Source organism: Roseimarinus sediminis, assembly GCF_050433125.1.
Classification (GTDB): domain Bacteria; phylum Bacteroidota; class Bacteroidia; order Bacteroidales; family Prolixibacteraceae; genus Roseimarinus; species Roseimarinus sediminis.
Genome location: NZ_JBNPXV010000005.1, coordinates 212882 through 237920, shown reverse-complemented (window position 1 = coordinate 237920; position 25039 = coordinate 212882). Strand labels below are relative to the sequence as shown.

At 46.7% G+C, this 25039-nt stretch carries 13 protein-coding genes; 5 read left to right on the top strand and 8 right to left on the bottom strand.

Translation table 11 applies throughout. The features are described from left to right. Positions 1-3 precede the first annotated feature (3 nt). The 5 genes from FHS86_RS08565 (at position 4) to htpG (ending at position 11525) form a co-directional block, all read left to right on the top strand. On the top strand, positions 4-4941 hold the full coding sequence (locus FHS86_RS08565) for a DUF5123 domain-containing protein (protein ID WP_429412589.1): 4938 nt from the start codon (positions 4-6) through the stop codon (positions 4939-4941). A 76-nt stretch (positions 4942-5017) separates the two neighbouring features. Then, complete coding sequence (locus tag FHS86_RS08560) at positions 5018-6196, top strand: alginate lyase family protein (RefSeq protein ID WP_429412588.1); 1179 nt, start codon at positions 5018-5020, stop codon at positions 6194-6196. A gap of 23 nt (positions 6197-6219) precedes the next feature. Next, on the top strand, positions 6220-8118 hold the full coding sequence (locus FHS86_RS08555; RefSeq protein WP_429412587.1) for a glycoside hydrolase family 88 protein: 1899 nt from the start codon (positions 6220-6222) through the stop codon (positions 8116-8118). 9 nt (positions 8119-8127) lie between these two features. Further along, positions 8128-9237 carry a hypothetical protein gene (locus FHS86_RS08550; RefSeq protein WP_429412586.1) on the top strand — a complete coding sequence of 370 codons (1110 nt, stop codon included), beginning with the start codon at positions 8128-8130 and terminating at the stop codon, positions 9235-9237. 236 nt (positions 9238-9473) lie between these two features. Beyond that, on the top strand, positions 9474-11525 hold the full coding sequence (gene htpG, locus FHS86_RS08545; RefSeq protein ID WP_429412585.1) for a molecular chaperone HtpG: 2052 nt from the start codon (positions 9474-9476) through the stop codon (positions 11523-11525). Positions 11526-11685: 160 nt separating this feature from the next. On the opposite strand, the gene FHS86_RS08540 is transcribed toward htpG, so the two are convergent. From FHS86_RS08540 to FHS86_RS08505, 8 genes are all read right to left on the bottom strand, one after another. Next, complete coding sequence (locus tag FHS86_RS08540) at positions 11686-13353, bottom strand: glycoside hydrolase family 28 protein (protein WP_429412584.1); 1668 nt, start codon at positions 13351-13353, stop codon at positions 11686-11688. Positions 13354-13399: 46 nt separating this feature from the next. Further along, positions 13400-14206: a rhamnogalacturonan acetylesterase gene (locus FHS86_RS08535; protein ID WP_429412583.1), complete on the bottom strand. Its 807-nt coding sequence runs from the start codon at positions 14204-14206 to the stop codon at positions 13400-13402. An 8-nt stretch (positions 14207-14214) separates the two neighbouring features. Further along, on the bottom strand, positions 14215-15870 hold the full coding sequence (locus FHS86_RS08530) for a glycoside hydrolase family 43 protein (RefSeq protein WP_429412582.1): 1656 nt from the start codon (positions 15868-15870) through the stop codon (positions 14215-14217). 23 nt (positions 15871-15893) lie between these two features. Continuing rightward, the gene (locus FHS86_RS08525) at positions 15894-16862 is read right to left on the bottom strand and encodes a pectinesterase family protein (protein WP_429412581.1); all 969 of its coding nucleotides are present in this window, start codon (positions 16860-16862) and stop codon (positions 15894-15896) included. 47 nt (positions 16863-16909) lie between these two features. After that, positions 16910-18631: a pectate lyase gene (locus FHS86_RS08520; protein WP_429412580.1), complete on the bottom strand. Its 1722-nt coding sequence runs from the start codon at positions 18629-18631 to the stop codon at positions 16910-16912. 11 nt (positions 18632-18642) lie between these two features. Continuing rightward, on the bottom strand, positions 18643-21378 hold the full coding sequence (locus tag FHS86_RS08515) for a pectinesterase family protein (RefSeq protein ID WP_429412579.1): 2736 nt from the start codon (positions 21376-21378) through the stop codon (positions 18643-18645). 170 nt (positions 21379-21548) lie between these two features. Beyond that, on the bottom strand, positions 21549-23186 hold the full coding sequence (locus tag FHS86_RS08510; RefSeq protein WP_429412578.1) for a DUF4957 domain-containing protein: 1638 nt from the start codon (positions 23184-23186) through the stop codon (positions 21549-21551). 31 nt (positions 23187-23217) lie between these two features. Then, complete coding sequence (locus tag FHS86_RS08505; protein ID WP_429412577.1) at positions 23218-25011, bottom strand: RagB/SusD family nutrient uptake outer membrane protein; 1794 nt, start codon at positions 25009-25011, stop codon at positions 23218-23220. Positions 25012-25039: the final 28 nt, after the last annotated feature.

Sequence of the window (25039 nt, the reverse complement as noted above, 5' to 3'; positions counted from 1 at the left end):
ACTATGAATCTACACCTTTACTTAAAACAAAATGCTGTTTTCAGGATGGCGTTCATGTTACTGGCGGTTTTGGCAATGAGTTTTACAACCCAGGCCCAAAGCTCGAAAGAATATACCGATGCCGAAACAGCTGCCTTGGTCGAAGACATTGAGGCCAATGCCTACAGCGAATACATTTTAACAAGCGACGGCGGCAGCTATGTGATGAGTGATGTCGACCTTGCCGGTGATGTGATCATTAAAGCAAAAGAGGGATTAGTAAACAAACCAGTCATTACCGATTCTGAGAACAGTTCGACTTACCGTAATTTTTTCGACGTACAGAATGGTGCTTACAAGCTGCACCTCGAAGGACTTGCCATTGACGGTACTGCCGTTGAGCCCATGATGGGAGTTGCCCGCATGCGCAGCGAAAACAGCGCGATAAGCATTGTCGACTGTGAAATTTATCACTTCACAAGCAGCAATGGCTTGTTGCGTGCTGATAAAGCCGGCGTTACAGTTACCGTTGAAGGCAGCTACATTCACGACAGCAATCAGCGTTTGATCTATCTCTACGACGCAGGGGCAGTCTATGGCCCTGTAAAGGTAAGCAACAGCACCTTTGCCAATATGAGCGGCCCTTCTGCAATTTTCTATCGTTCAGCAAGTGGCAGCATGGCCTCCGGTTCTGACCTGCTGGTTGACCACTGTACCTTCTACAACATCCCCAATGGCTCAACAAAAGTGATCGAAGTGGGTGATGCAATGACAGGAACCGTATCGCTGACCAATTCAGTCTTTGTGAATGTAGGCGATTCGCTGGCCAATATTCCTCTAATTGATTATTGCTATCTGGGTGGATTTGAAAAAACCGTTGAAGGAAGCAATACCATTAGCACAGCCCCTGTTTTTGAAGATGCCGAAAATGGCAATTTCTCAATTATTAATGCTTCCGAACTGGTGGCCGGCGATGGTAAAACAGCCGGTGATCTGAGCTGGGGTGTTGCAACTACAGCCGAAAATGAATACACGTCAGAAGATGTTGCCCGACTGATCGACGACATCAACAACAGCGCACACGAAGAATACATTCTGCTTACACCGGGTGGCATTTACGATTTAAGTCAGGCACCCGATATAAGTGTAAATGCAACAATTAAAGGAGCCGAAGCACTTAGTGAGAAACCAGTCTTAAGTTACACTTCGAATACCAGCAGTGCCTTTGGAATTTTCAGGATTCGCAATGCAACTGAGCGTATCACTGTAACTTTTGAAAATATTGAATTTGATAATTCAAATGATCTTGGAAATGTAATAAGAGTCGACAGTGAAACTGACCTTGTTTTTAAAAATTGCTTCATTCATGACAACACCAACAGCAATGGTGTTTTAAGAATCAACACAGGCACAAGCACTGTCACCTTAGAAAATACACTGGTAAGCGACTGTAAGCAGCGCATCGTCAACCTTTACACTCCCGACGATATTTACGGAGCCATCAACATTAAAAACTGTACCTTCACCAACATCGACGGACCGGTAATTTACTACCGCTCGTCGGGGACAGTTGCCATTGGCACTGATGTAACGGTCGATCATGCAACCTTTAACAACATCGGAGGTTCAGAGGGAGTTTTCAAATTCAGGGAAATGACCGGACTGGTAACGGTTAAAAACAGCATCTTCAACCAGGTGGCAGGATCGCTCGATGAGGCTTTTGTTATTGCCGATCATTGCTATGTAGCGGGCTTTGAAACTGCACCGCTTTCGACCATGCCGATTGAAATCGCTCCGGTTTTTGCCGATGCCGAAAACAACAATTTCACCCTGATCAACTCCGGCGACTTACTTGCCGGCGATATGCAGATATTGGGTGATTTAAGCTGGTACAACGATGTGTATCCACCCAAGGTGTACGAAACATTGGTAAAAGAAGATGATACCCACCTTCGGGTTCAATTCAACGAACTGATTGATTCGGCAAGCGCTGCGGTAGCTGCCAATTACCTTCTGAGCGGAACTTTCGGACTTAGCGGCAACCCAATGGCTGCCGTAGTTGCCGACGATGCCATGAGTGTATTGCTTGAAGTGGCTGACATGAGCTCTATTGAAACAAATCAAACTGTAGTGGTCACGGTTGAAAATGTAAATGATATTCTGGGCAATGTAATTGGAGACAATAACATTGCCAGCTACACTTATCTGGATGAAACACCACCGGTAATTACGCTGGCAGCTCAGGAGCTGACCAATGACAACGGTGTAAGCGCAAATGCACAAAGTTCAGAAAAGGGAATGATTTATCTGATCATGGAAAACGAAAAGCAGGCCTCGGTCAGCGATTTTGAAACTGCAATTGCCGGGCGCAAAGGTGCAAGTGCGGTGGTGGAAACTGCCGGCACCGACGTCAAGATTCCCGTTGCCGGCTTACTGGCCGGGACTTACCATGCCTATGCCGTTGATGCCTATGCAAACATTTCATTACAAAGCGAAAATGCAGTGGTACTTACTGACCCAACTGCGCCCGTAGTAAGCCTTGAAACGCAGGAAGTAACAAATGCCGCCAATGCAGCCGGAGTTGTTGTAAGCTCCACTGAGCCAGGATCGATCTACCTGGTACTCGAAGGCGAGTCTGCAAGCAGTGTAAGCGAGCTACAGGCGGCCGTTGATGCTGCCAAAGGTGCAAGGGGAATCATCGAACTTGATGGGGAACTTGAAATTGCAGTGTCGGTGGCAGGTGTTCAACCTGGTTTTTATTATGCCTATGCAGTTGACATGGCTGGAAATATTTCGGCGGTAAGCGAAGGGGTACTCACCGTCGTTGAATACATTCCCCGTATCAGGTATTACTCCGATGAAGATACCGGCCAGCTTTCGAACGACATGATCTCTGCCAACGATGGTGACATTTTTGTGCTGACAAGCAATGGTGGTGACTATGCCCTGAATGCGTGGCATAAGATTACCGCAAAAATTACCATCATGGCCGATGAAGATCTAACCCGTCGGCCGGTAATCAGCAATTATCAGGAGTCATCGACTTACCAGACTTTCAGACTCTTCGCCGATGGCGCTTCCTTAACACTGAAAGGAATTGAAATTAACAGCAAAGAACATCCTGTCAATCCAATCAAATACATGATCAGGGCAGAATCAAACATTGGTCACTACTCCATTGTTGCCGAGGACTGTCACTTCCGCGGTAAACTGAAAGAAACAGGAACCATTGTTAAAACTTATGGCGGTACCCATGGCGACAGTCTCATTTTCAGAAATTGCATTTTCGAAGACATGGAAGCCATCAGCATGACCGGGCTTTCTTCGGAAGATTCACCACAGTGGGATGTTCTGGAAATCAGCAACTGTACTTTCATCAATATTCCTGAAAGGGTGATTGCCGTTAAGGACCAGCCTTCGGTGAATAAAGAATATCCAATCAACATCGATCACTGCACTTTCTACAATGTAGGTTCGGAAGACGATGATATTATCATGGCCGACTCGATGACCATGATCACTGTAAGCAATTCAATTTTTGCCAACAGTCCTTCACCAACAATTTTTGATATTTATGGTGATGAAAGCGCTCAGTCTTCCATCGATTACATCAACAATTATGAGGCAAACGTTCCGCTTTCTGTCGGATCGGGTCTTGTAGGGAGCAATACATGGACTCAAGATCCGCAGTTTGCCAATGCAGCAGAAGGTGACCTGACGCTCGGGAACACAGCGCTCTTCACCCTGGGCAGCGACGGCTTGCCCCTGGGCGATTTACGCTGGGCCGATGTGCTTGGGCCTAAAGTGAAAAAGGATGTACTGGCCTTAAGCGATTCCACCTTATTAATCCGCTTCGATGAGTGGATTGACACAACAAGTGCTGTTAATCCGGCCAATTATACGCTTAGCGGAAGCGCTGGTTTAAGTGGACCCGCAAAAAAAGTTGAACTCTATAATTTCCACGCAGTGCTTGTTACCACAGGAAGTTTTATGAGCCTTACAGGGCTCGATCTCACCATCACCGTTTCGAATGTTGAAGACCTGAATGGCAATGAGGTAAATGAGGCTCACAATAGTGTTACCTATACCATTGAACAGCTTCTGCCGCTTGTATTTGCCGAGGAACAACAGGCTACCAATGCCATCGATGAAACGGTGATCGTTCAAAGTTCCTTAAGTTCAGGAGCCGTTTACATCATCCTCGACGGAGTGGCTCAGGAGAGCGTGGCCGATCTCGATGCCGCAGTAAACGCAGGCGCGGGTGCAAAAGCGGAAAGCCTGTCATCGTATACCGACATTGAAATTTCAACCTGGGCCCTTACGCCTGGTACTTATTATGCCTACTATGTCGATGGCAGTGGAAACAAATCCGATAAAGACGACAGTCCCATAAAAATCACCGATGGAATTGCACCCGTGGTAAGTGCCGGCTTGCAAGCAGCTACCAACGGCCAAAATAGCCATGTACTTGTACAAAGCAGCGAAGACAATGGCCGGGTGTACATTGTGCTCGACGGGGTACCCCAATCGACCAATGCCGATTTCATCACAGCTGTTGCTCTTAAAAACGGAGCTGTTGCCAACGTAACTGCAGCCAATACCGATGTTGAAATTTCGACTTCAGGCTTAAATTCAGGCATTTATTACGCCTATGCCATCGATGCTGCCGGTAACATTTCGGCCATGGGCGAAAACCCAATCAACATTACCATTGAAACAGGGAATGAACTACTGAGTCAAAATTCGTTAAAAATTTACCCGCTCAACAGGAAGATTTTGATACAAGCAGACGGTTCATCCCTACAGCGGGTAGCGGTGTACAATCTCAGCGGAAAAAAGATCGCCGACAACAAGATCAATGCGCTCCATTTTGAAACTGAGACCTTAAGGCAGGGAATTTACATTGTGAATGTGGTCGATGCCAGCAACATCCTGACCAGCGAGAAAATTGTAATTAGATAGTTAATAAGAAAGATGATGTGGGTGCGGCCTTTTGAGTCGGGCTGCACCCTTCCTTTCATTTAAAAATGAATATTCTATGTTGAATAAATACGGGGGAATGATGCTTTTTCTGTTGGTACTGATTTCATGTAAAACCAACGAAAAGGAAGCATTATTGGATGAAGTAAAGTCGTTTGAAGAGAAAAGAATTGAGAAGCTCGTGACCGAATACATGGGACTGCCGGCACTCACCGTTACCGATACCATTTGTGTACGCAGTGCCGGCTCCCGTCACGATTTTTATTCTGAAGGTGATTATTGGTGGCCCGATCCCGAAAATCCTGACGGCCCCTACATTCGTCGCGACGGCATGAGCAATCCCGGTAATTTTAAGGCTCACCGCCATGCCATGGTTCGCATGAGCCGCATTGTAGGCGCTATGACCAGTGCATGGCTGCTATCGAACGATGAAAAATTTGCGCACGAAGCCATGCAGCATCTCAATGCCTGGTTTGTCGATGAGGAAACAAAAATGAATCCGCATCTGCTGTATTCACAAGCAATACAGGGGCGTTACACCGGACGGGGCATTGGAATAATCGATGGGCTGCACCTGGTAGAAGTCGCGCGCAGTGCCCAACTTTTATCCACTGCTTCAGAAATCGATCAAAATAAGCTGGCAGCCATCAGTACCTGGTTCAGTGATTTTCTGACCTGGATGTCGACCCACGAGTATGGAAAAGCTGAAATGGTGCACCCTAACAACCATGGAACCGTTTGGGCTGTGCAAGCCGCTGCCTATGCCTCATTAAGCGGCAACAACGAAATGCTTGCCTTTTGCAAAAACAGATTGAAAGAGCAGCTCCTCCCCTCTCAGATGGCAGATGATGGCAGCTTTCCGCTCGAACTCGAACGCACAAAACCTTATGGCTATTCCCTTTTTAACCTCGATGCAATGAGCCTTTTGGCACAAATACTGACCTTATCGGGTGACGAAAACCTCTGGAAATATACTACGGAGGATGGACGGGGTTTAAAGCGGGGACTCGATTTTATTTATCCGTATATTGAAGACAAAACAACATGGCCTTACCAGCCCGATGTGCTATACTGGGACAATTGGCCGGTGGCCCAGGCTTCCCTGGTTTTAGGCGGAATAGCCTATGCCAGCGAAAACTACATCGATTTATGGAAACAACTGGAACACGATCCCGAAACCACCGAAGTACAGCGCAATCTGGTGCTTCGTTATCCGCTTTTATGGCTGAAAAATTAATTACGATACTCAAAAACAGAACGATGATGTCTTTTATAAAATATAAAATACTGGCCTTTTGTGTGGTGATACTGTTGCTTGCTTCATGTACTAAGAGCGAAGAAAACAGCATCGACAACCTGGTAAAAAACAACCTGGAATTCAGCGAAAAGCAACTATCGCAAATGCTCGAATGGCTCGACAATACAACATTAAGTCCGGGGAGTGTGGAGGAAGATGGTTCAACCAAGCTGGTAAAACCGGGCGACTGGACCAGCGGATTCTTCCCCGGAAGCCTGTGGATGATGTATGAATATACCCGCGAACCGCATTGGCGCGACCATGCCGAACATTATTCAATGAACATCGAAAACGAAAAGCTTAACGGAGGTACCCACGACATGGGTTTTAAAATATATTCCTCCTTCGGAAATGGCTTCCGGCTTTCCAATGAGGCGCAATACAAAGCAGTTTTATTGCAGTCGGCCAAAACACTGACCACACGATTTAATCCAAAGATCGGATGCATTCGTTCGTGGGACCACAACAGCGACAAGTGGGATTTTCCGGTGATTATCGACAACATGTTAAACCTTGAACTGCTGTTTTGGGCCAGCCGTGAAACACGCGATCAGGGCTATTACAACATGGCTGTGTCGCATGCCGAAAAAACGCTGGAGCATCATTTCAGGGACGACTACAGCAGCTACCATGTGGTGTCGTACGACACCATCACCGGAGAACCTGTAAAAAAGAACACCCATCAGGGATTTTCGCACGAGAGTTCGTGGGCCAGGGGCCAGGCCTGGGGCTTGTACGGTTTTACCATGACCTATCGCGAAAGTGGACAGCAACAATTCCTTGATCAGGCGCATAAAATTGCCAGCTTCATCCTGAAGCATCCCAATCTGCCTGAGGATAAAGTACCCTACTGGGATTTTAACGCGCCCGGTATTCCCGACGAGCCACGCGATGCCTCGGCCGCTGCCATTATCTGCTCGGCACTTTACGAATTGAGTCTTTACAGCAAAGGCGATGCAAAAGAATGGTACCTCAGCCAGGCCGATCAAATCCTCACCAGCTTATCTTCACCGGCTTACCGTGCTAAATTGGGAAGCAATAACTTCTTCCTGTTAAAACACAGTACGGGCAATTATCCGAAAAATTCAGAAATTGATGTACCCATTGTTTATGCCGATTACTACTTTCTCGAGGCCAACCTCCGTCGCTTAAAAATATCGGGAAACTGGGAAGGAGAAAAAGCGGCAGTAATTATTAAGGCAGATGATTTAGTTTACAATAAGCAAACTTCGCTTCCTGCACAATGGAAAAAATTTGCCGAACTGAACATCCAAAAGAACAATAAAGTAGCGCCCGGAATTGTTGGCAGCTCGCTCGAAAATGGTGACGAACGCTTTTTTAACTGGATAAAAGAACAACAGCAAACCGGATTGTTTGAATTCTGGAATCATGGACAATTACACAAACGATGGGAAAAGGAGGGAGAACGTCAATCTGAATTCTTCAATACCACCATATCAGAACAGCTTACCTATCTGCAACAAACTCAAAAGCTGGCCAGAGAAAAGCTGGGCATCGAATTCAAAACCTTTGGAGCTCCTTATAACTGGACCGATGAAAACACGGTGGAAGCATTGAAGCAGGTCCCTGAACTAAGGGTTTGGTTATATGCTCCTAAAAATGCAGAAACGGATAAAATAAAGGTTGAAAGGGTGCCTGCCCTCAACATCGAATATCCGGTGCATCAAGCCAACTTCTATCACCTCTTCAATAGTTACTATTTCTATTCAACAAAAAACGTGATCGCCATTCAGGGCCATCCACTCAGCTGGGACGATCATGACTTCGCCCAGTACAGTATGATGATTGATTACCTGCAAGGCATTGGAACTCCCATCGTTTTACCCTCCGAGCTTAATTAGTTATACGATATGGAAAAAGTTCGAACCAGCCTGATTTCAATTTTCTTCTTCATAAGTGCAACGAGCTTGCATGCACAGCAGGACTACCGTGTTGCATCCGAAATTATTCTGAGGTCCGACGGCCCCGAAGGCATTGATACCTACACTCTCATTCAAAGCAAATTTGGCAGCGGCTGCATCGAAGCACCCGATTTGTACAGTGTTAATCATCCGGGAGAAAAACACATTGTAGAAACTTCGGATGATGAGGTGGGCAATTATTTCCTGTTTAAAATTCATAAAAAGGAAGACCGTGACCGCGACACCGACAAGACCGATCGGCAGCGTAACGAGATCAAAACCTTCGACAATTCGCCCAACGAAGGAAAAGGATTTAAAGGGCAAAGCATGCGTTTTCACTGGTACTTCAAACTGAAAGAAGGATACGCCATTTCGAAAAACTTCAGTCATTTTTTTCAACTAAAAGCCAAAGGTGGCGACGATTCCCAGCCCATCGTCACCATTTCGGGGAGCATCAACAACAATCAGCCCGAATTCGAAATTATCTACAATTCAGGCAACAGCACTCCCGACCGGCAAATCGCGTCGGCCCCCTGGGGTGAAGCCAACTCAGGCAAGTGGATGGAAATGGAAGTGCTGGCCACCTTCGCCGATGAAGGTTACCTGAAAATTACCGTCCGCGATCTTTATGGCAAGCTGATCATGGAAACCGAAAAGGAAGCAATTGATTTGTGGCGGACAGGAAGCACGTTTGTTCGTCCCAAATGGGGAATTTACCGCAGCCTGAGTTCAGCATCTTATTTGAGGGATGAAGAAGAAACAGCTGGTTTTGCCCATTTCACCCTGCAAAAAATCGAATGGAAGCAAACAAACCTTGCTGAGCAAAGCATGCAAAATGAATCGTTTAGCATATCCCCTGTTCCTTCCGAAAGTAAACTGTTTATTCACATGGCAACACCACAAAGCGGCTTGTTGGAGATAATCAATGCAAGGGGGCAAAGCTGCTTTCGTAAGACCATGGATCGCCGCGAAACAGAAACAGCTGTTTTCTTAGAGCTGCCCCCGGGCTGCTATCTGGTAAAATTCAATCAGCAAGTTAAGAAGATGTACTGGAAATAAACGACTGAATTTCAAACCCCAACACCTATTTGAAATCATTGAATGATTTTACTTTCAACTACAAGGTTTCGATCATCTTTCTTTTACTGCCATTTTTTCGCATCACCCCCCCCACCAATGCTGACACTGCAGGCAATTCCATGCCATAACGACAGATCAACTCACTTGGCATAACAATTGAAAAGTAGCTGCCTGTTCAAATTATTTACTGATAATAACTTAAAAGAAATATTACTATGGCAAAAGGAAAAATTGGTGTTAGTAGTGAAAACCTCTTCCCCATTATCAAAAAATTCCTCTATTCCGATCATGAAATTTTTCTGCGTGAAATTGTTTCCAACGCGGTTGATGCTTCGCAAAAACTGAATACCCTGGCATCGAAAGGTGAATACAAGGGATCGGTCGAAAACATGAAAGTGAAGGTAAGCATCGACAAGGATGCCAAAACCCTGACCGTTTCTGACAACGGCATCGGAATGACTGCCGAAGAGGTAAAAAAATACATTAACCAGATTGCCTTCTCGGGAGCCAGCGAGTTTCTCGACAAGTACAAAAACGATGCGGCCGCCATCATCGGTCATTTCGGACTGGGCTTTTACTCCTCATTCATGGTGAGCGACAAGGTGGAAATTGTTTCTAAATCGTACCAGGATGAGGCCGAGGCCATTCACTGGAGCTGCGACGGAAGTCCTGAATACACCCTCAAAAAAGGAGAGCGTGCTGAAACGGGTACCGACATCATCATGCACATTAACGACGACTCGAAGGAATTCCTCGAAGATCACAGGGTAAAATCGCTACTCGAAAAATACTGCAAATTCCTCCCCGTTCAGGTGCAATTTGGAAAAGTGAAGGAATGGAAAGATGGCGAATACGTCGATACCGACAAGGACCTCATCATTAACGATACCCATCCGGCATGGACTCAAAAACCGGCCGATCTGAAAGACGAAGATTACAAGAACTTCTATCAGAAGCTCTACCCCGGAGCCGAGGAGCCCATGTTCAATATTCACCTGAATGTTGACTATCCTTTCAATCTGACCGGCATTCTGTATTTCCCGAAACTGAAAAACTCGGTCGAAGTTCAGAAAAACAAGATTCAACTATACAGCAATCAGGTATTTGTCACCGATCATATTGAAGAAATCGTACCCGAATTCCTGACCTTGCTGCACGGTGTGATCGATTCGCCCGACATTCCGCTGAACGTATCGCGCTCGTACCTGCAAAGCGATCAGAATGTGAAGAAAATATCGAATCACATTACCAAGAAAGTGGCCGATCGTCTGGAAGAACTCTTTAAAAATGAAAGAGAAGAATTTGAAAAGAAATGGGATGATCTTAAAATTTTCATCGAATACGGCATCCTCTCGAATGAAAAATTTGCCGAGCGGGCCAAAAAATTCTTCCTCTACAAGAATACCGACGGAAAATACTTCACCATCGAGGAATACGAAAATATCATCAAAGACAATCAGAAGGACAAGGACGACAACCTGGTTCACCTGTACACCAGTAACCTCGATGACCAGTTTTCATTCATCAGTGCAGCCAAAGACAAGGGCTACGACGTACTGGTACTCGACAGCGTACTCACAGCACCGCTGATCAACAAATTCGAACAGGAAAACCCCAAAAACCGTTTTACACGCGTCGATGCCGATGTGGTGGAAAAACTGATTCCGAAAGACGACAAAAACCAGCTCACCCTTTCGCAGGACGAACAGGACGAACTCGAAGCCGTTTTCAGTGCAGTCACTCCCAAAAGTGAAGTGGGTTATTACGTTACTTTCGAGGATCTGGGAGAAAATGGTCAGCCCATGGTCATTACCCAAAACGAATTCATGCGCCGCATGAAGGACCTGAGTGCCATTCAAAGCGGAATGAACATGTACGGCAACCTGCCCGATAATTACACCGTAGTAGTGAACGTGGCACATCCGCTGGTAAAACAGGTCATCGAAAGTAAAAATACCGAACTGGCTGGTGAACTCGAACCCATCAGTGCCACACTGAAAACGAAAAACGACGAACGCAGCGCCCTCGAAAAGCTGAAAGAAGGCAAGAAGGAAGAAGAAGTTCCTCAGGAAGAAAAAGACAAACTGGCTGAAGTGGGCAAGGAAATTTCGAAACTTGAAGCACAAAAAAGAGAAAAGCTTCAGGAATTCGGAAAAGACAACAAGCTGGCAAAACAGCTGCTCGATCTGGCATTACTGGCCAACAACATGCTGAAAGGGGAAGCACTCGACAAATTTGTTAAACGCAGTGTTGAACTGATCAAATAATACATTCGATTTTGCTGAATTTTAAAGGGTAGATCCAAAGCGGATTTGCCCTTTTTTCTTTGCAAAAAAAATCCTGCCGTAACAGTTTGTACTGCCCGACAGGATTTACTCATCTTTCGATGCTAACTAAACTAACTCAATTTTTCTGATCGCTGTCTGCTTATTGAAATGAAACAGCGCTTGCATCAACATTGTCACCAAGTTGTACCAGGTTTTTGTCAAAACCGAAAGCGATATTCGCACTTTCTTCACCCACTACACTTACGGCAGCTTCAGCCTTTCCGGGTATTTCAATCTCTTCAGCAATAACATTCTTTGTATTGTAGAAAGTCATGGCCGGTACTTTTTCTGTTTTCAGCCAAACCTCCTTAAAGCTGATGCCGTCGGCATCGATGGCAACAATCCCGTTCTCAGCTTCGAGCACCATGTTTTCAAAAGTGATATTTTCGAGGTTCATCTCGGGCAGTCCCTGCATAAATACCGCCTGGTAAGCTCCCTTCAAACGAATGTCTTTCATGTGAATGTTTTTGAACTGCGGCGTTTCTTCGGTCACCTCAAATACCTCTTCGGGTAATTTATTGTTCTTTTTGGCTGCCAGCATCTCCGAAACAGAAAGGCCTCCGTAATACAGGTTGAATGAAATGGCATTGGTAGGTATATCTACCATGTCAATATCGCTCATGTAAATATTTTCGACCACGCCGCCACGTCCACGGGTGCTCTTAAAACGCAGGCCCACATCGGTTCCGATAAAGGTACAGCCGGTAACCGACATATTTTTTACGCCTCCCGACATTTCACTGCCAATGGTTACACCGCCATGTCCATGATAAACCACACAGTTTTTAACAATGATGTTTTCTGCCGGGATTCCACGATCGCGACCGTCCTTGTCTTTTCCCGATTTAATACAAATGGCATCGTCGCCCACATCGAAACGCGAATCGACCAGTACAACATTTTTACACGATTCAATGTCGAGTCCGTCACCATTCTGTGAGTACCAGGGATTGCGTACATCGATGTTCCTAAGGGTGAGGTTTTCACACATCAGGGGATGGATGCACCAGGCAGGTGAATTCTGAAAGGTTGGTCCGTCGAACAGTACTTTATTGCTTTTAACAATGCTCACCATTACAGGACGCAGAAAGTCTTTTATTGGCAGATAATCTTCCAGTTTACTAAACTGACGGGGCACATTCATGTCGCTGACTTCCATTCCCAGTTTAAAACCTTCCGAAGGATACCATTGCTTGCCGTCGTCACTGACAATTCCACCCGAATTTACAAGCTTTTTCCATTGCGAGTCGGTCATTTTAGAACGTTTCACAAAGCGCCAGGCATCGCCTGAACCGTCGAATACGCCATTGCCGGTGAAGGCGATATTTTCAAGTCCAACTCCATTGATGGGTGAAATACAGCGCACCGTATTCAATCCTTCGAAACTGGTTTCCACCAGTGGATAGAGGTCTTTATTGTCGCTAAAGATGACCAGCGCACCACTTTCGGTGTGCAGGTTAATGTTGCTTTTCATGGTAATGGGGCCGGTAAGCCAAATGCCTCGCGGCACAATCACTTTTCCACCGCCTTTTTCGGCCACATGGTCGATGGCTTTGGCAAATGCTTCACTGTTGAGGGTTTGTCCATCGCCAACGCCACCAAAATCGGTAAGCGAAACAGCATAATCAGGAAAAACCGGTTCTTCTACCCTGGGCATTTCAAATTCAACTCCGGCATATACCGCATCGTTATCTACAAGCTGCTCCGACTCCCGTTCGGAACAGGCACTTCCTCCAATGACCACTAACAGGATCATTGTAAGTTGCATTAATTTTCTCTTTGCTACTATCATTGTTACAGTGTTTGATTATTTTTTAGTTCTCCTCTTTGCTGTTCAGTGTTTTCAAACCGTTAAATACAAGCTGTGCAACGGCAACAGCTCCTTCGGGCTGAAAATGGGTATTATCTTTTTGACCGTCGGGATAGGCCTCATAAACGCCCGCCGGAAGGTTCATAAAGTAATTTTCTTTCACGTATTCGCGTCCCATTTGTGTAAAGTGATCCATCGACAGCCGGTTCAGATCGATGAGCCGCACGCCAAGTTCTTCGGCCACGTCCATCATGGCTTCGGGATAAGCACCGTGAACATTTTCGAGCCGGCCCTCTTTCCACGGATAATTCCGTGCCACAGGAGTCAGCAGAATGGGCACCGCGCCTTTCTGACGTGTTTGTTCAACATACAAGCGCAGGAACTCCTGATAACCCTCAATATTCACATAGCGTTCGGGCTTAGTGAGTGCGGCATCGTTGTGTCCAAACTGAATCAGCACCAAATCGCCCGCTTCGAGCTGTTCGTACACCGCACGCCAGCGTCCTTCCTGAAAGAAAGTCCGGGTGCTGCGCCCACCTTTGGCACGATCGTCGACCAGGGCACTGTCGCCTGCCACCAGCCCTTGAATTAATTTCAGGCTGTCGGGGGCCATAAAAGGTTGAAAAACCTGTCCCCAGCCCGTTATCGGATGTCGTCGGCTCATGTAATCATCTTCGAGTGCGTAATTGGCCATGGTTGAATCGCCAATGAGCCACACTTTAGTGAGTTCATCGCTTTCCTTTTCAGCAACACATGCCGATAATAAGGCAATCAGCCCGCTTAAAAAAATGTATGTTAAAGTTTTTGACATTGTGCTGCTTATTTTTCAATTCTGATCCAGTCGATATCCACATTACCGGCATCGTTAATCATGCCATCGCGTAAGGCAAAAAAGCCTACTTTGGCACCAATCCAACGGCCGGGCATTGCTTCAAAAGCAGCACCGGCAGCGCTAAAACGCTTTCCGTTTTCACTGTAACTGAAACTGCAAACGGCTCCTTTTTTTACTTCCACCCTAAAATATACGGTGTTGCCTTCATAGCTTTCGCTGAAGATTTCTTTTTCGGCTCCTCCCTTGCGGGCTCCCTCACAATTCACAACACGGGTTTGCAGTTTACCGTCGACCTGTTTCAGGGCAATGTACTGGTAATCTTCGCCCATCACCACAAAGCCTGCTTCCTCGCCGTCGAAACGATGGTTGAAAGTAATTTTGGCGGTAGCGGTAAATTCTTCAGCAGGAAATTTCTGCAACAAGAGATTGCCAACGGGCCACAGGTTCACATAATTCTCGGGCCGTGGCCGGCAGTTTAAGCGGTAATAGCCTAAATTCCCGCTGGTAAAACCATACTTTAACTTCGGATTGGCATGCCATTGCCATTGTAAACCCAACTGATGGGTATTGAATTCGTCGCTTTCGACGGGAGTTACAACGGACCATTCGGCGTCAACATCGGGTTTCTTATGAGTAGTAACCGGCTCTCCCACTCCGTTTCCGTCGTAGTCGATGCCCATCAGGGGCCAGTCGTTGTCCCATTGAACCGGATTCAGATGAACGATACGTCCATAAGCATCCTTGTCCTGGAAATGAATGAACCAGCTTTCACCTTTTACCGTTTCCACCCAGGCACCCTGATGCGGGCCGTTAATATTGGTTGACCCCTGTTCAAGCACTTTCTTCACTTCGTAGGGACCAAAGGGCGATCTGGCTCTCATGGCCAGCTGCCATCCCGGCTTTACGCCGCCAGCCGGAGCGAAAATGTAGTAATACCCGTTTCGTTTATGAAATTTGGTTCCTTCAACGGTGGGATGCTCATCGTGACCATCGAAAACCATTACAGGTGTGCCAATCAGCCGGCTGCAATCGGCTTCCATTTCCTGTACCACCACGACCGATTTCAAACCGGCACGGCTTCCTGCAAAAGCGTACGACAGGTAGGCTTTTCCATCTTCGTCCCACAGCGGACAAGGATCAATCAGTCCTTTACCTTCCTGAACAAGGTGAGGCTTGCTCCAGGGACCTTTAGGATTTTTTGCTTTCACATAATAAATACCAAAATCGGGATCACCCCAAAAGATATACAATTCGCCTTCGTGAAAACGGATACTGGGAGCCCAAACACCATTACCATGCTGAGGCGTTTCAAACACATCGGCCGGAATTTGCTCATACAGTGCGTAGGCTATCAACTCCCAGTTGACAAGATCCTTTGAATGCAGAATGGGCAAACCGGGAACACAGTTAAACGACGAGGCTGTCATGTAAAAATCATCACCAACACGGCAAACATCGGGGTCGGAATAATCGGCGTGCAGGATGGGGTTGGTGTAAGTTCCGTCGCCATTGTCGGCCACCCATACATCCGAAACATAATTGTTGTCCGGTCCATTTTGCTGCGCTGTACTTTGTTGAAAAGTTAAACCAGTAAGCAGCAAGGCTGGCAGTAAAGTTTTTGCTATCGTTTTGAATGTCTTCATTGTTGTAAGTTTATGGTTCTTGGCTATTTTAATTCATCTGCAACTGCGGGATTCCACCCGTCAAACAGCTTAATAAGTGTGTATTCATTCAGTTGTTGTTCACTCAACTGGTGCGACCAGCTCACCCTGTTTTCAGTAGAAGCACCTTCTCCTGTATTTTTGTATTCGGCATAAAAAGTGCTTTGCTCTGCCTCGGGTTTATTCCAGTTGTGCCAGCCTTTGGGATGTACCACAGCGCTTAAATGGCAGCGAATAAAAACCGTTTGCGCATGCGGTCTCCAGGGCCGTCCCAGATAAACAGATCCGGGTTCGGCACTCCCGTCAATTTTGCAGTTGAGAAATACAAAACCATGCCGACTGTTTTCACTGGTCGATGCGGCCGTAATGTAGCCGTGCCTTTTTGCAAAGATGGTACATTGATCGAATACCGCAGTTGACCAGCCAAAAATGAAGTCAACAGTTCCCTCGATGTAACAGTTTTTATAATACTGGCGGCTGTTTTCACCCTGTGGGTAAAGCGTATCCTGATTGCCTAAAAATCGGCAGTTAACAAAAACTGCCTGATCGCCGGTAACGCGAACTGCCACAGCCTGACCTACCGGACCGGCCGAATTTTCAAAAGTAATGTGGTGCGCTGAAAATTCGTTTCCAAAGATAAAAAAAGAAGTGGAACCGGTAGTTCCCATTTCTTCTCCGAAACGGTTCTTTTTCGAAGCATAATCGTCGTTCGTCAGGATGGTTTTTTCAACGCTCTCGCCAATGAAAGTAACTTTGTTCTTCGAAGCCGGAAGTAGCAGTTTCTCCTTGTAAATTCCATTTTTTATGTAAATGGTGGTCGTTTGCTTTCTGAAATCGGGTACTGCATTAATGGCATCCTGAACAGTTTGGAAATCGCCACTTCCATCAGCGGCCACCACAAAGTCGAATTTTTCATTGGCCAAAAGGGAAAGGCTTGTAAAAAGGAGAAGAATCAGATTTATACTTTTTCTCATTGTTCGTTGTATTATCAACATTATTTACCTGACAGCCGGCAAAACAATTACCATGCTGCCACCTTCAATGTTACTTGTTGTTGTTTTTCATCGCTGGCTTTAACAATTAGAAAACGTTGCCCCGATGAAGGAACGTTTAACTCAACACGGTTCAGCTTATTGCCTGCTGCGCTTTGAATAAGCGCACCAGTTGAAGAGTAAACCTCAATTTGATGAAGCGGCTGCTGACTAAAAATTTTCAATGTATTCGTTTTTGAATTGAAGAAACCTTTCAGGCGGTTATGATTTTGGATGGCTCGCGGAGAAGCTGTTTTATCTTCGATGTAAACCAATTCGGAGTCCTCAAGTTGTCTTTCGGTAATTTCACTGACCAGGCTGTTCAGGTACACTTCGACGTTGGGATACAGCCCGTCGACCGATTTGAGCTGCGCATCACTGCCATCGTTTGGATCAAGGCCATTGCTTGTTTCCCATTCATCGGGCATTCCATCTTCATCGCTGTCGGCCGGTGCGTCGGTCGAAGCCAGTTCGGGCCAGCCACCAACTGCTTCCTGGGTATCGATGATCCCTTTCACACTGCCATTGCCACCATCCATGTAAGTGGCAGTGCCTGTGCTTAGTTCGTGTATAACGCGCTTATCAATGGTATCACGAACAAGGCTGGCGCCTCCATATTGCAGAATGCGCTCATAAGCCAGCTCAGCAGTGTGGGTATTGACATAACCTGTAGGATGTGGTTCTTCGACCTTGATGGCTTCCTTTTCGGCTGCTGAAACACCTCCGTATTTACTATGAAACTGGTTGTATACCCCGTAGGTCCAGTTGTCGGCAGTGGCCCTTTCGGAGCCTGTCAGCACATTTCCTTCAATGAAATACTTCCCCCAGATATCGGTAGTCGCCTTGTTGGGATCGGTTTCCTTATCGATGGCCACAATGCGTTCCTTTTTAGTAGTTGCCGGGCCTGGCTTGTAATAACAATTTACAATGTTCACATTCATGGCTTCGCCTCCATAGGTACTGTTTCCCTGCCAGTTGTAAATTACATTGTTTCGCAGGTCGACGGCATCGGTCAAAGCAAATTTGTCTCCGTCGACCTCACCCAGCCGCGGATTACGGCTGTCGTGATGTGCCAGCAGGTTGTGATGAAAGGAAGCATTTTTTCCACCCCAGATACCACCATAGCCATGCGCACCTTTACCATGAACCGAATTGCGCAGACTTTCGGATATGATACACCATTGCATGGTGAAGGTTTCATTTTGATAAAAGGAAACACATTCATCGGTCGACCAGCTCATGGAGCAATGATCAATCATGATGTTCTTATTAAAACGGCCACCAATGGCGTCGGCTTCCTGTTGGGCTTCGTCGCCCATGCGAAAGCGCATATAGCGGATGATGACATTGTCGGCATCGACACTCACCGGATAATCGGCCAGGGTAATACCATCGCCGGGCGCAGTTTGACCGGCAATGGTCAGGTTGCCACTTTTGATTTTCAAGGCGGCTTTCAGCCTGATGGTTCCCGAAACTTTAAATACAATTATTCGAGGGCCATTGTAGCCAATGGCAGTGCGCAGGGAACCCACCGTATAATCGTCGTTCAGATGGGTAACATACAATACCACACCTCCTCTTCCACCGGTAACAAAACGACCATGGCCGTCGGCTCCGGGAAAAGCAGGTAACTGCTCTTCCTGTGCAAAGGCAAACAGGGTAAGCACGGTTAGAACTAAAACTACTTTCAACTTCAATAATAAATCCTTCATCTGATTCCTTTTTATTTCACAAGGTGTTTTATGGCACCTGCATGTCCATCAATCCTGTATTTCACAATGTATAAGCCCTGATACAAATCACCGATTGCCACTTCGTTCAAATTTTGGGCTTTGATCATTAGTTGTCCGTTGGCAGAATAAACCAGCACTTCGGATGCCTCCCCATTGATTTTTATTTTTTGATCCTGAATGAGTAGTAAATTTTCAGGAATAAAGGAAGCTGTACTCACGCCGGTGCCCACAATCAAAGCACCATCGCCTTCGAACCATTCGGGGTGCGATTCGGCATTGTACCTTCCATCGCCCAGTGAAACATCGTTGATGCTCAGTTGCTCAAGCGACACATCGACATTCAGTACCGCTTTGGCATTTCCGTTAAGTCCTATTGAGAGCTTTGCCGGCACTGCTTTTTCGTGACTGATGAGCACTCTGTTTCCATTGGCCACATCGATGTAGCCCTGCCCAAAAGCATTTTCGGCCTGCCCGTCGATGGCCGAGATGTAGGCCTCGCCGGGGTATTTCTGACTGCCGGCTGTTAAATCCCAGGTTCCTGCAAAAGCGCTGTTATCACCTTTCAGAACCACAGTTCCTGTATTCAGAGTTCCTTTTCCGTTATTGATTACGGTGATGACTTTATCGCCCGTAAAGCTTCCCGGAAGTACCATTTTAGAACCGGCTGCATTGCCGCTTTCCATGATCATGAAAATGTCGCCTTCGAGGATCACCGGTGCAGTAAAACCAAAACCAGCGCCCCCGGTATTGTACCTGAAGGAAGTGCCGTCGTGCATGGTGAGACTGCCTTTGCATACATGGTCGCTGCCGCGAAGTCGCATATTGCCGTTGCTGGTAAGTACAATGTTGGCTTCGAAGGGCGTGGAGGTAGTTTCCATTTCAAGGTCACAATAAACTGTTTCACCGGCTTCGGGCAGAAGTGAAGGCACAAAATGCGCAGGATTATCCCAGCTGCCATTTTCACCTCCGATAAAGGTAAACTCCGAAGGGCGTCCAACCTGAACACTGCCTTCACCGCTGATGATTCCGGGGTGGCTTGCCGATGTATAGCTGGCAACTTCCTGCATCACCCCGTCGATGAAAAACTCGCTGGTGGTAAGGGTGGCCGACAAGTTCAAAATAGCCGAACCTTCAATTTTTAATTTCGATGTTGGCTGAAAGGCAAGTGAATGCGAAACGGACAATACAGCCTTGTCTTTAACTTCGAGCTTGCCTTTACCCAGTGATGCCTCCTGGCTGGCTTCGAGTTCGCCTTCAAGAACAAGCACATCACCACTGAAGCCCTGGTTGTTACTATTAAGCACCAATTTTCCCTTTCCTTTTTTAATCAGACGGTGAACACCGCTAATACTGGCGTTGAGGGTCAGTATACCATTGATATCAAACACCATGCTGTCGCGGGTGGCCAGGCGGCCTGCCAAAGAAAATACTCCTTCGGAAATGATTGTTGCCCCGTCGACAGCAAGATAATTTACCGTACTGTTCTCAGTCAATTTCAACACGGCCTTTTCCCTTAAAAGCAGATCGGCACTGAAAACTCCGCCATTGGCATTGAGTGTGTCGTTTCCCGCAACAAGCGCCGCACTCCCGGTTGCCGGAATGGACTGTGGATTCCAGTTCAGGCTGTCGAGCCATGCATTGTCGGTATTTCCACCTTCAAAATGAAAAGTTTGTGTAAGGGGTTTTTCTGCTGCCGGATTCCAGCCGTCGTTTCCGGCCAGCACCTTTTCGGCAGTATAATTCAGGGCTTCGTCATCGCTGAGCGCCCTTAATCCGGCCCAGTTGGCCCGTTGACTCATATCGGCTCCCGGGCCTGTATTTTTGTATTCGTACAAGTGTAACTGATCGCTGGTAGCTGCATAATCCATGTTCCAGGTGTCGCCCCATCCTTCGGGATGGATCATTTCGGTAAATTGGCAATACAACCATGCTACTTTCGGATAGTTATGCCACGGACGTCCCAAGCGGATTTTAGATCCGTCGTCGCCAGCCCTCGGACTGTTTTCGGCATAGGTGATGGCGCATTCATAAAACACAAAACCATAGTCTTCTGCTGCTTCTGTCGATGGTGCTGTAATCCAGCCACCACCCCAGCTGCGTATTTCACAGGCATCGAAAAAGGCGATTCCTCCGCCATAAATATAATCGGTGCGGCCGGTAACCAAACAGTTTCTGAAATAGGCACGCAATCCGTCGTTCCAAAAATAGATGGTATCCTGATAGCCTTCGAGCTGGCAATTGATAAAAACAGTCTTATCGGAACGAACGGTAATGGCCTGCGCCTGGCCTACCGGACCGGCAGTATTTCTGATGGTTAAGTTCTCGGCTCTGAAACCTTCACCGTGTATGGTGAGGGTGGCCGAAGTGCGAATGTTGTCGCCGGTCCACTTTGCTGCATCATCGGCAGGACATTTTCCACCGCTGCAGTCGTAAATATGGTAGCTGATGATGGTTTCATCACGACTTTCGCCAACGAGTGTAATATTTTTCTTGTCGGAGGGGATGAATAATTTCTCTGTGTCGTACAAACCACGCTTAATGTAAATCACGGTCGGGCGCTGACTGTTTGAAGGGGCCGAGTTGATGGCTTCCTGAAGAGAAACAAAATCGCCGCTGCCATCCAAAGCAACGACCATGTCGGCATCGGATGCACCTGTTTGTGCGGCCACCGAAAAGCCGGATACAAGGAGCGTGAGGAGAAAAAGGAGATGGTAAAATTTGATCATCAGTATGGATTGATAAAGATTGATTGAGATTGTTTAGATTGAATAAGCATGCAAAGTGATTTCTGATTGAATAAAAGAAGCTGAAACCCCTTTTGCAAAAGCAAAACAGGGCTTCAGTTCTTCCTAACTAAATATTAACTATTGCTATTACTCAAGTTCATTTTATTTGCTTACAGTCCGACTCTCCAACGGGGATCGCCGGCATCGCCTTTCCCTGCAAAAGCATTGTCGTTGATATTGAAATCGAGCGTCACATAAGGATCGACCCACAGCTGAGCTGCCGTACCATCGTATAAGAACGACGGGAAGGCTGGCAGCGGACTGTCATTAAATACCAAATCGTTGGTTGCATAGGTATTTTTGATATCGATGACCGTATTGGGCAAGCCGTCATAACCTTTCACATCGTACTTCTCTTCACCATCCATGTCCCAACCATGGCCCCAGATAGTGTTGTGAATTTTAACGCCATTCAGAATATCATTTTTTCCATCGCCACCGCGCCAGCGAAACATCTGACGTCCCACATCGGGTACTTCGTTTAAAGTACAGGCATCGATGGTCAGTGAATTGGTGTTGGAACGGCTCACAAGGAAATACTGAATTTTCGAGAAGGTGGAATTACTCAGCACAATATCGCCAACCGACCAGGTTTCGGTATCGACCGAAAGCACACCATAACCGTTGATGCTGTCGACAAGACAATTGTTCAGTTGGTATAAACCAACATTGCCTTCGCCACCTTTCATTCTTGTAATACCACGCAGGGAATGAATGCGGCATGATTCAAATGCAATCTCGCCTATGGTTCCCGAAACATCAATATTAAAGACATAGTTTCCACCAAAGTCGCCTGTAAAGACAATGCTTTGGAAAGTAATTGACTGAATATTGGCACCTTCAACAATGTTAAAATTCGATCCACATTCGATGGTAGGCAAGGCCTGAACAAAGCTGTATCCACTTACAAAATGAATGGATTTATCGAAGGCAAAGCCACCTGCATTGTAGGTTTTACCACCTTCGAGTACCACGGTGGTTCCTTCGGTAGCCGTTGCCAGTGCTGCGGCAAGCGTATCGGGGTTGGTGCTTCCGCTCAGGTCAATTACATTATCGCCCAGTTCAAGCGCGGGTTTGGTGGTATATATTTCCCAGCCGCGCAGTTCATCACCACTGTAAATGGCAATCTGGTATTGTGTTTCGGGGCTAAGACCGTCAATGATTCGCACCATGGCTTCCCGGTCCTCGTCGTTCACTTCAAATTCTGCGAGCGGAGTATTCAGACGCTCATCGGTAATGGCATAAACCTTTACCCCGGTGATGGGCTTACCAACAGGGGTCCAGAATACCCTGGCCCTCACATCGGTTGCATCAAAAGCACCAGGAACTCCCATATTGGAAGGGAATTTTTGGGTACGTATACTTCCCAGCAACGAAGGCTTGCTGTTGTATTCCTCCTGATCGGCAATGGCTGTCACCTGTACCTGATAAATGGTGAACCACAACAATGCTTCTCCCACCAGGTTCTCATCAATTACGAAATAGTTGGTGTCTACCTCGAAAGCATACTCAGTGGTAATAAATGAATCACGACTTACTTCAACAAAGTACGATTCGGCCGATTTCATATTTCCCAGTTCCACCACAATGGTGTTGTCGATCGACATCAATCCCTCCTCACCGTTCAGCACCGGCTGAAACAGGCGGGTTCGGGGATAATCCTGTTCCTCCTTGCATGCATTGAATACCATCAATCCTGCAACAAAGAAGAGAATCAGCTTGATACTATTTATTTTCTTAGAATTCATTTCTTCAAAATTTAAAGTTTTAAGTTGATCTTTAAAAACCATATCCATCGTTTTTCAGCAATCCCTTACTGTTCTCAATTCCAACCGTTGGAATCGGGAAGATATAACGTACGGGCTTACTATAGTTGGCCCAGTCGCGGGTAATCCATTCCTGGTAGTTACCGGTTTCCTCATCCCAGAGAGAAATCAGCCACGACTTGCGGGTCCAGGTCTCATCGGGAGCACCTACCACCTTTTCAAATGGATTGTAAATCTGGAAGTTTCCACTCTCGTCGAGTTTTACATAGAGGTAATCGGGCAGGCTGCCGGTTCCGGCTTGTGCATCATCGGCAATCTTCTTGGTACCTTCAACGGTTTCCTGTACTTTTTCGTAATACAGGTTCCAGCGAATCAATTCGTACTTACGGATCATCTCACCACCAAATTCCCAGGCACGTTCATCAACAATGGCATCGAAAAAGCTGGCTTTACTGGCTGCTGCATTGGCAATGTAAGCATCTACTTTCTCTGCCCAGTCGGCTTCATCGAAGGCACGCTCACGTACACGACGGAAAGCATCCTGTGCTGCAGCAGTCGGACCGTTCAGTTCATTTTCTGCCTCGGCATACATTAACAATACGTCGGCATAGCGCATCATGGGCCAGTTGATACCGGTACCCTTGTCGGTCGACGGTCCGGGAGGTGTATCCATGAAGTGGCGGCTCCACTTGGCCTGCGACACGTTAAAGCCACTGGCACTCACCAATTCCTGCACAAAATCGGTATTGATCATGTACAAACCACAGGTGGCCTCAAAACGTTGATCGGCCTCATCGAAGGAATAAACATACGTTGGAGGCATGGCCATGTAGTTCGATCCGCTACCGTAAGGATGACTTCCCTTGTCAACCCTGATCCCAATGTTCCAGCCGACGTCGCCTTCACCAACGGCAAAAGGTACCTCGAAGAGGATTTCATCGTTCACCGGAGAGATGAACTTACACTGGTTCATAAAAATCTGACGGAAATCTTTGGGTAAGGGACGGTCTTTCAGTTCGATCAGTTTGGCTGTATAATCCTTTGCGATCTGATAGTAATCGAGGTAGTCGTCTTCGCGCACCATCTGCATGTCGGGGGTCAGGTAATAGCCACCACGCTGCAAAGCCAGGCGTGCAATCATCCCCAGCGTATATTCGCGATTAATCTGCTCAATTCCAAACTGACAGTCTTCGGCCCATTTCATGCTGGCTTCCACCTCAATCATGTCCTGAATAACCGCCGAAAGGATCTCATTACGATCGCTTTTGGGCAGGTTGAATTCAACATCAATGGCCGGAGCCTCGGTTGAAAACGGCACATCACCAAAGTAGAAGGTGAGCATGCTGTACCAATAGGCACGCAGGGTATAGGCCTCACCCAACAGGTGATTCATTTCGGCCACAAGTGCAACGTCGTTGCTGGTAAAGGCCACGCTGTTCCGGATTCCTTCAATGGCGATGTTGCAGTCGCGGATGGCCTGATAACCGATCTGCCATACATAGGCCAGGTCACCATTGTTTTCACGGGCATCGAGGCGCCAGATTTGATAACGGGCACCATCGCTTGAACCACCATTGTGTTCAATGTCGGTATTGCCGGTCATGTTGTTCGACAAACGAGAGCGGAAGCCGTCGTGACTAAAGTGTACATAGGCCGCATTCATGGCCTTACGGGCATCTTCGGCATTCGAGAAGATGTATTCCTGATCGAAAGTTGACGGAGAGTCCGGGTCGAGAAATTCCTGGCAGGAAGCAAAACCCAGAATCAGGAACGAAAACAGGACGTATTTAATATTTATCAATTTCATCTTTTCTATTTTTTTAAATTCTTTCCTC

Bases quoted from the DNA above. Each gene is read 5' to 3' on its own strand.
- FHS86_RS08565 (WP_429412589.1), top strand. From the start codon at position 4: ATGAATCTACACCTTTACTTAAAACAAAATGCTGTTTTCAGGATGGCG.
- FHS86_RS08560 (WP_429412588.1), top strand. From the start codon at position 5,018: ATGTTGAATAAATACGGGGGAATGATGCTTTTTCTGTTGGTACTGATT.
- FHS86_RS08555 (WP_429412587.1), top strand. From the start codon at position 6,220: ATGATGTCTTTTATAAAATATAAAATACTGGCCTTTTGTGTGGTGATA.
- FHS86_RS08550 (WP_429412586.1), top strand. From the start codon at position 8,128: ATGGAAAAAGTTCGAACCAGCCTGATTTCAATTTTCTTCTTCATAAGT.
- htpG (WP_429412585.1), top strand. From the start codon at position 9,474: ATGGCAAAAGGAAAAATTGGTGTTAGTAGTGAAAACCTCTTCCCCATT.
- FHS86_RS08540 (WP_429412584.1), bottom strand. From the start codon at position 13,353: ATGCAACTTACAATGATCCTGTTAGTGGTCATTGGAGGAAGTGCCTGT.
- FHS86_RS08535 (WP_429412583.1), bottom strand. From the start codon at position 14,206: ATGTCAAAAACTTTAACATACATTTTTTTAAGCGGGCTGATTGCCTTA.
- FHS86_RS08530 (WP_429412582.1), bottom strand. From the start codon at position 15,870: ATGAAGACATTCAAAACGATAGCAAAAACTTTACTGCCAGCCTTGCTG.
- FHS86_RS08525 (WP_429412581.1), bottom strand. From the start codon at position 16,862: ATGAGAAAAAGTATAAATCTGATTCTTCTCCTTTTTACAAGCCTTTCC.
- FHS86_RS08520 (WP_429412580.1), bottom strand. From the start codon at position 18,631: ATGAAGGATTTATTATTGAAGTTGAAAGTAGTTTTAGTTCTAACCGTG.
- FHS86_RS08515 (WP_429412579.1), bottom strand. From the start codon at position 21,378: ATGATCAAATTTTACCATCTCCTTTTTCTCCTCACGCTCCTTGTATCC.
- FHS86_RS08510 (WP_429412578.1), bottom strand. From the start codon at position 23,186: ATGAATTCTAAGAAAATAAATAGTATCAAGCTGATTCTCTTCTTTGTT.
- FHS86_RS08505 (WP_429412577.1), bottom strand. From the start codon at position 25,011: ATGAAATTGATAAATATTAAATACGTCCTGTTTTCGTTCCTGATTCTG.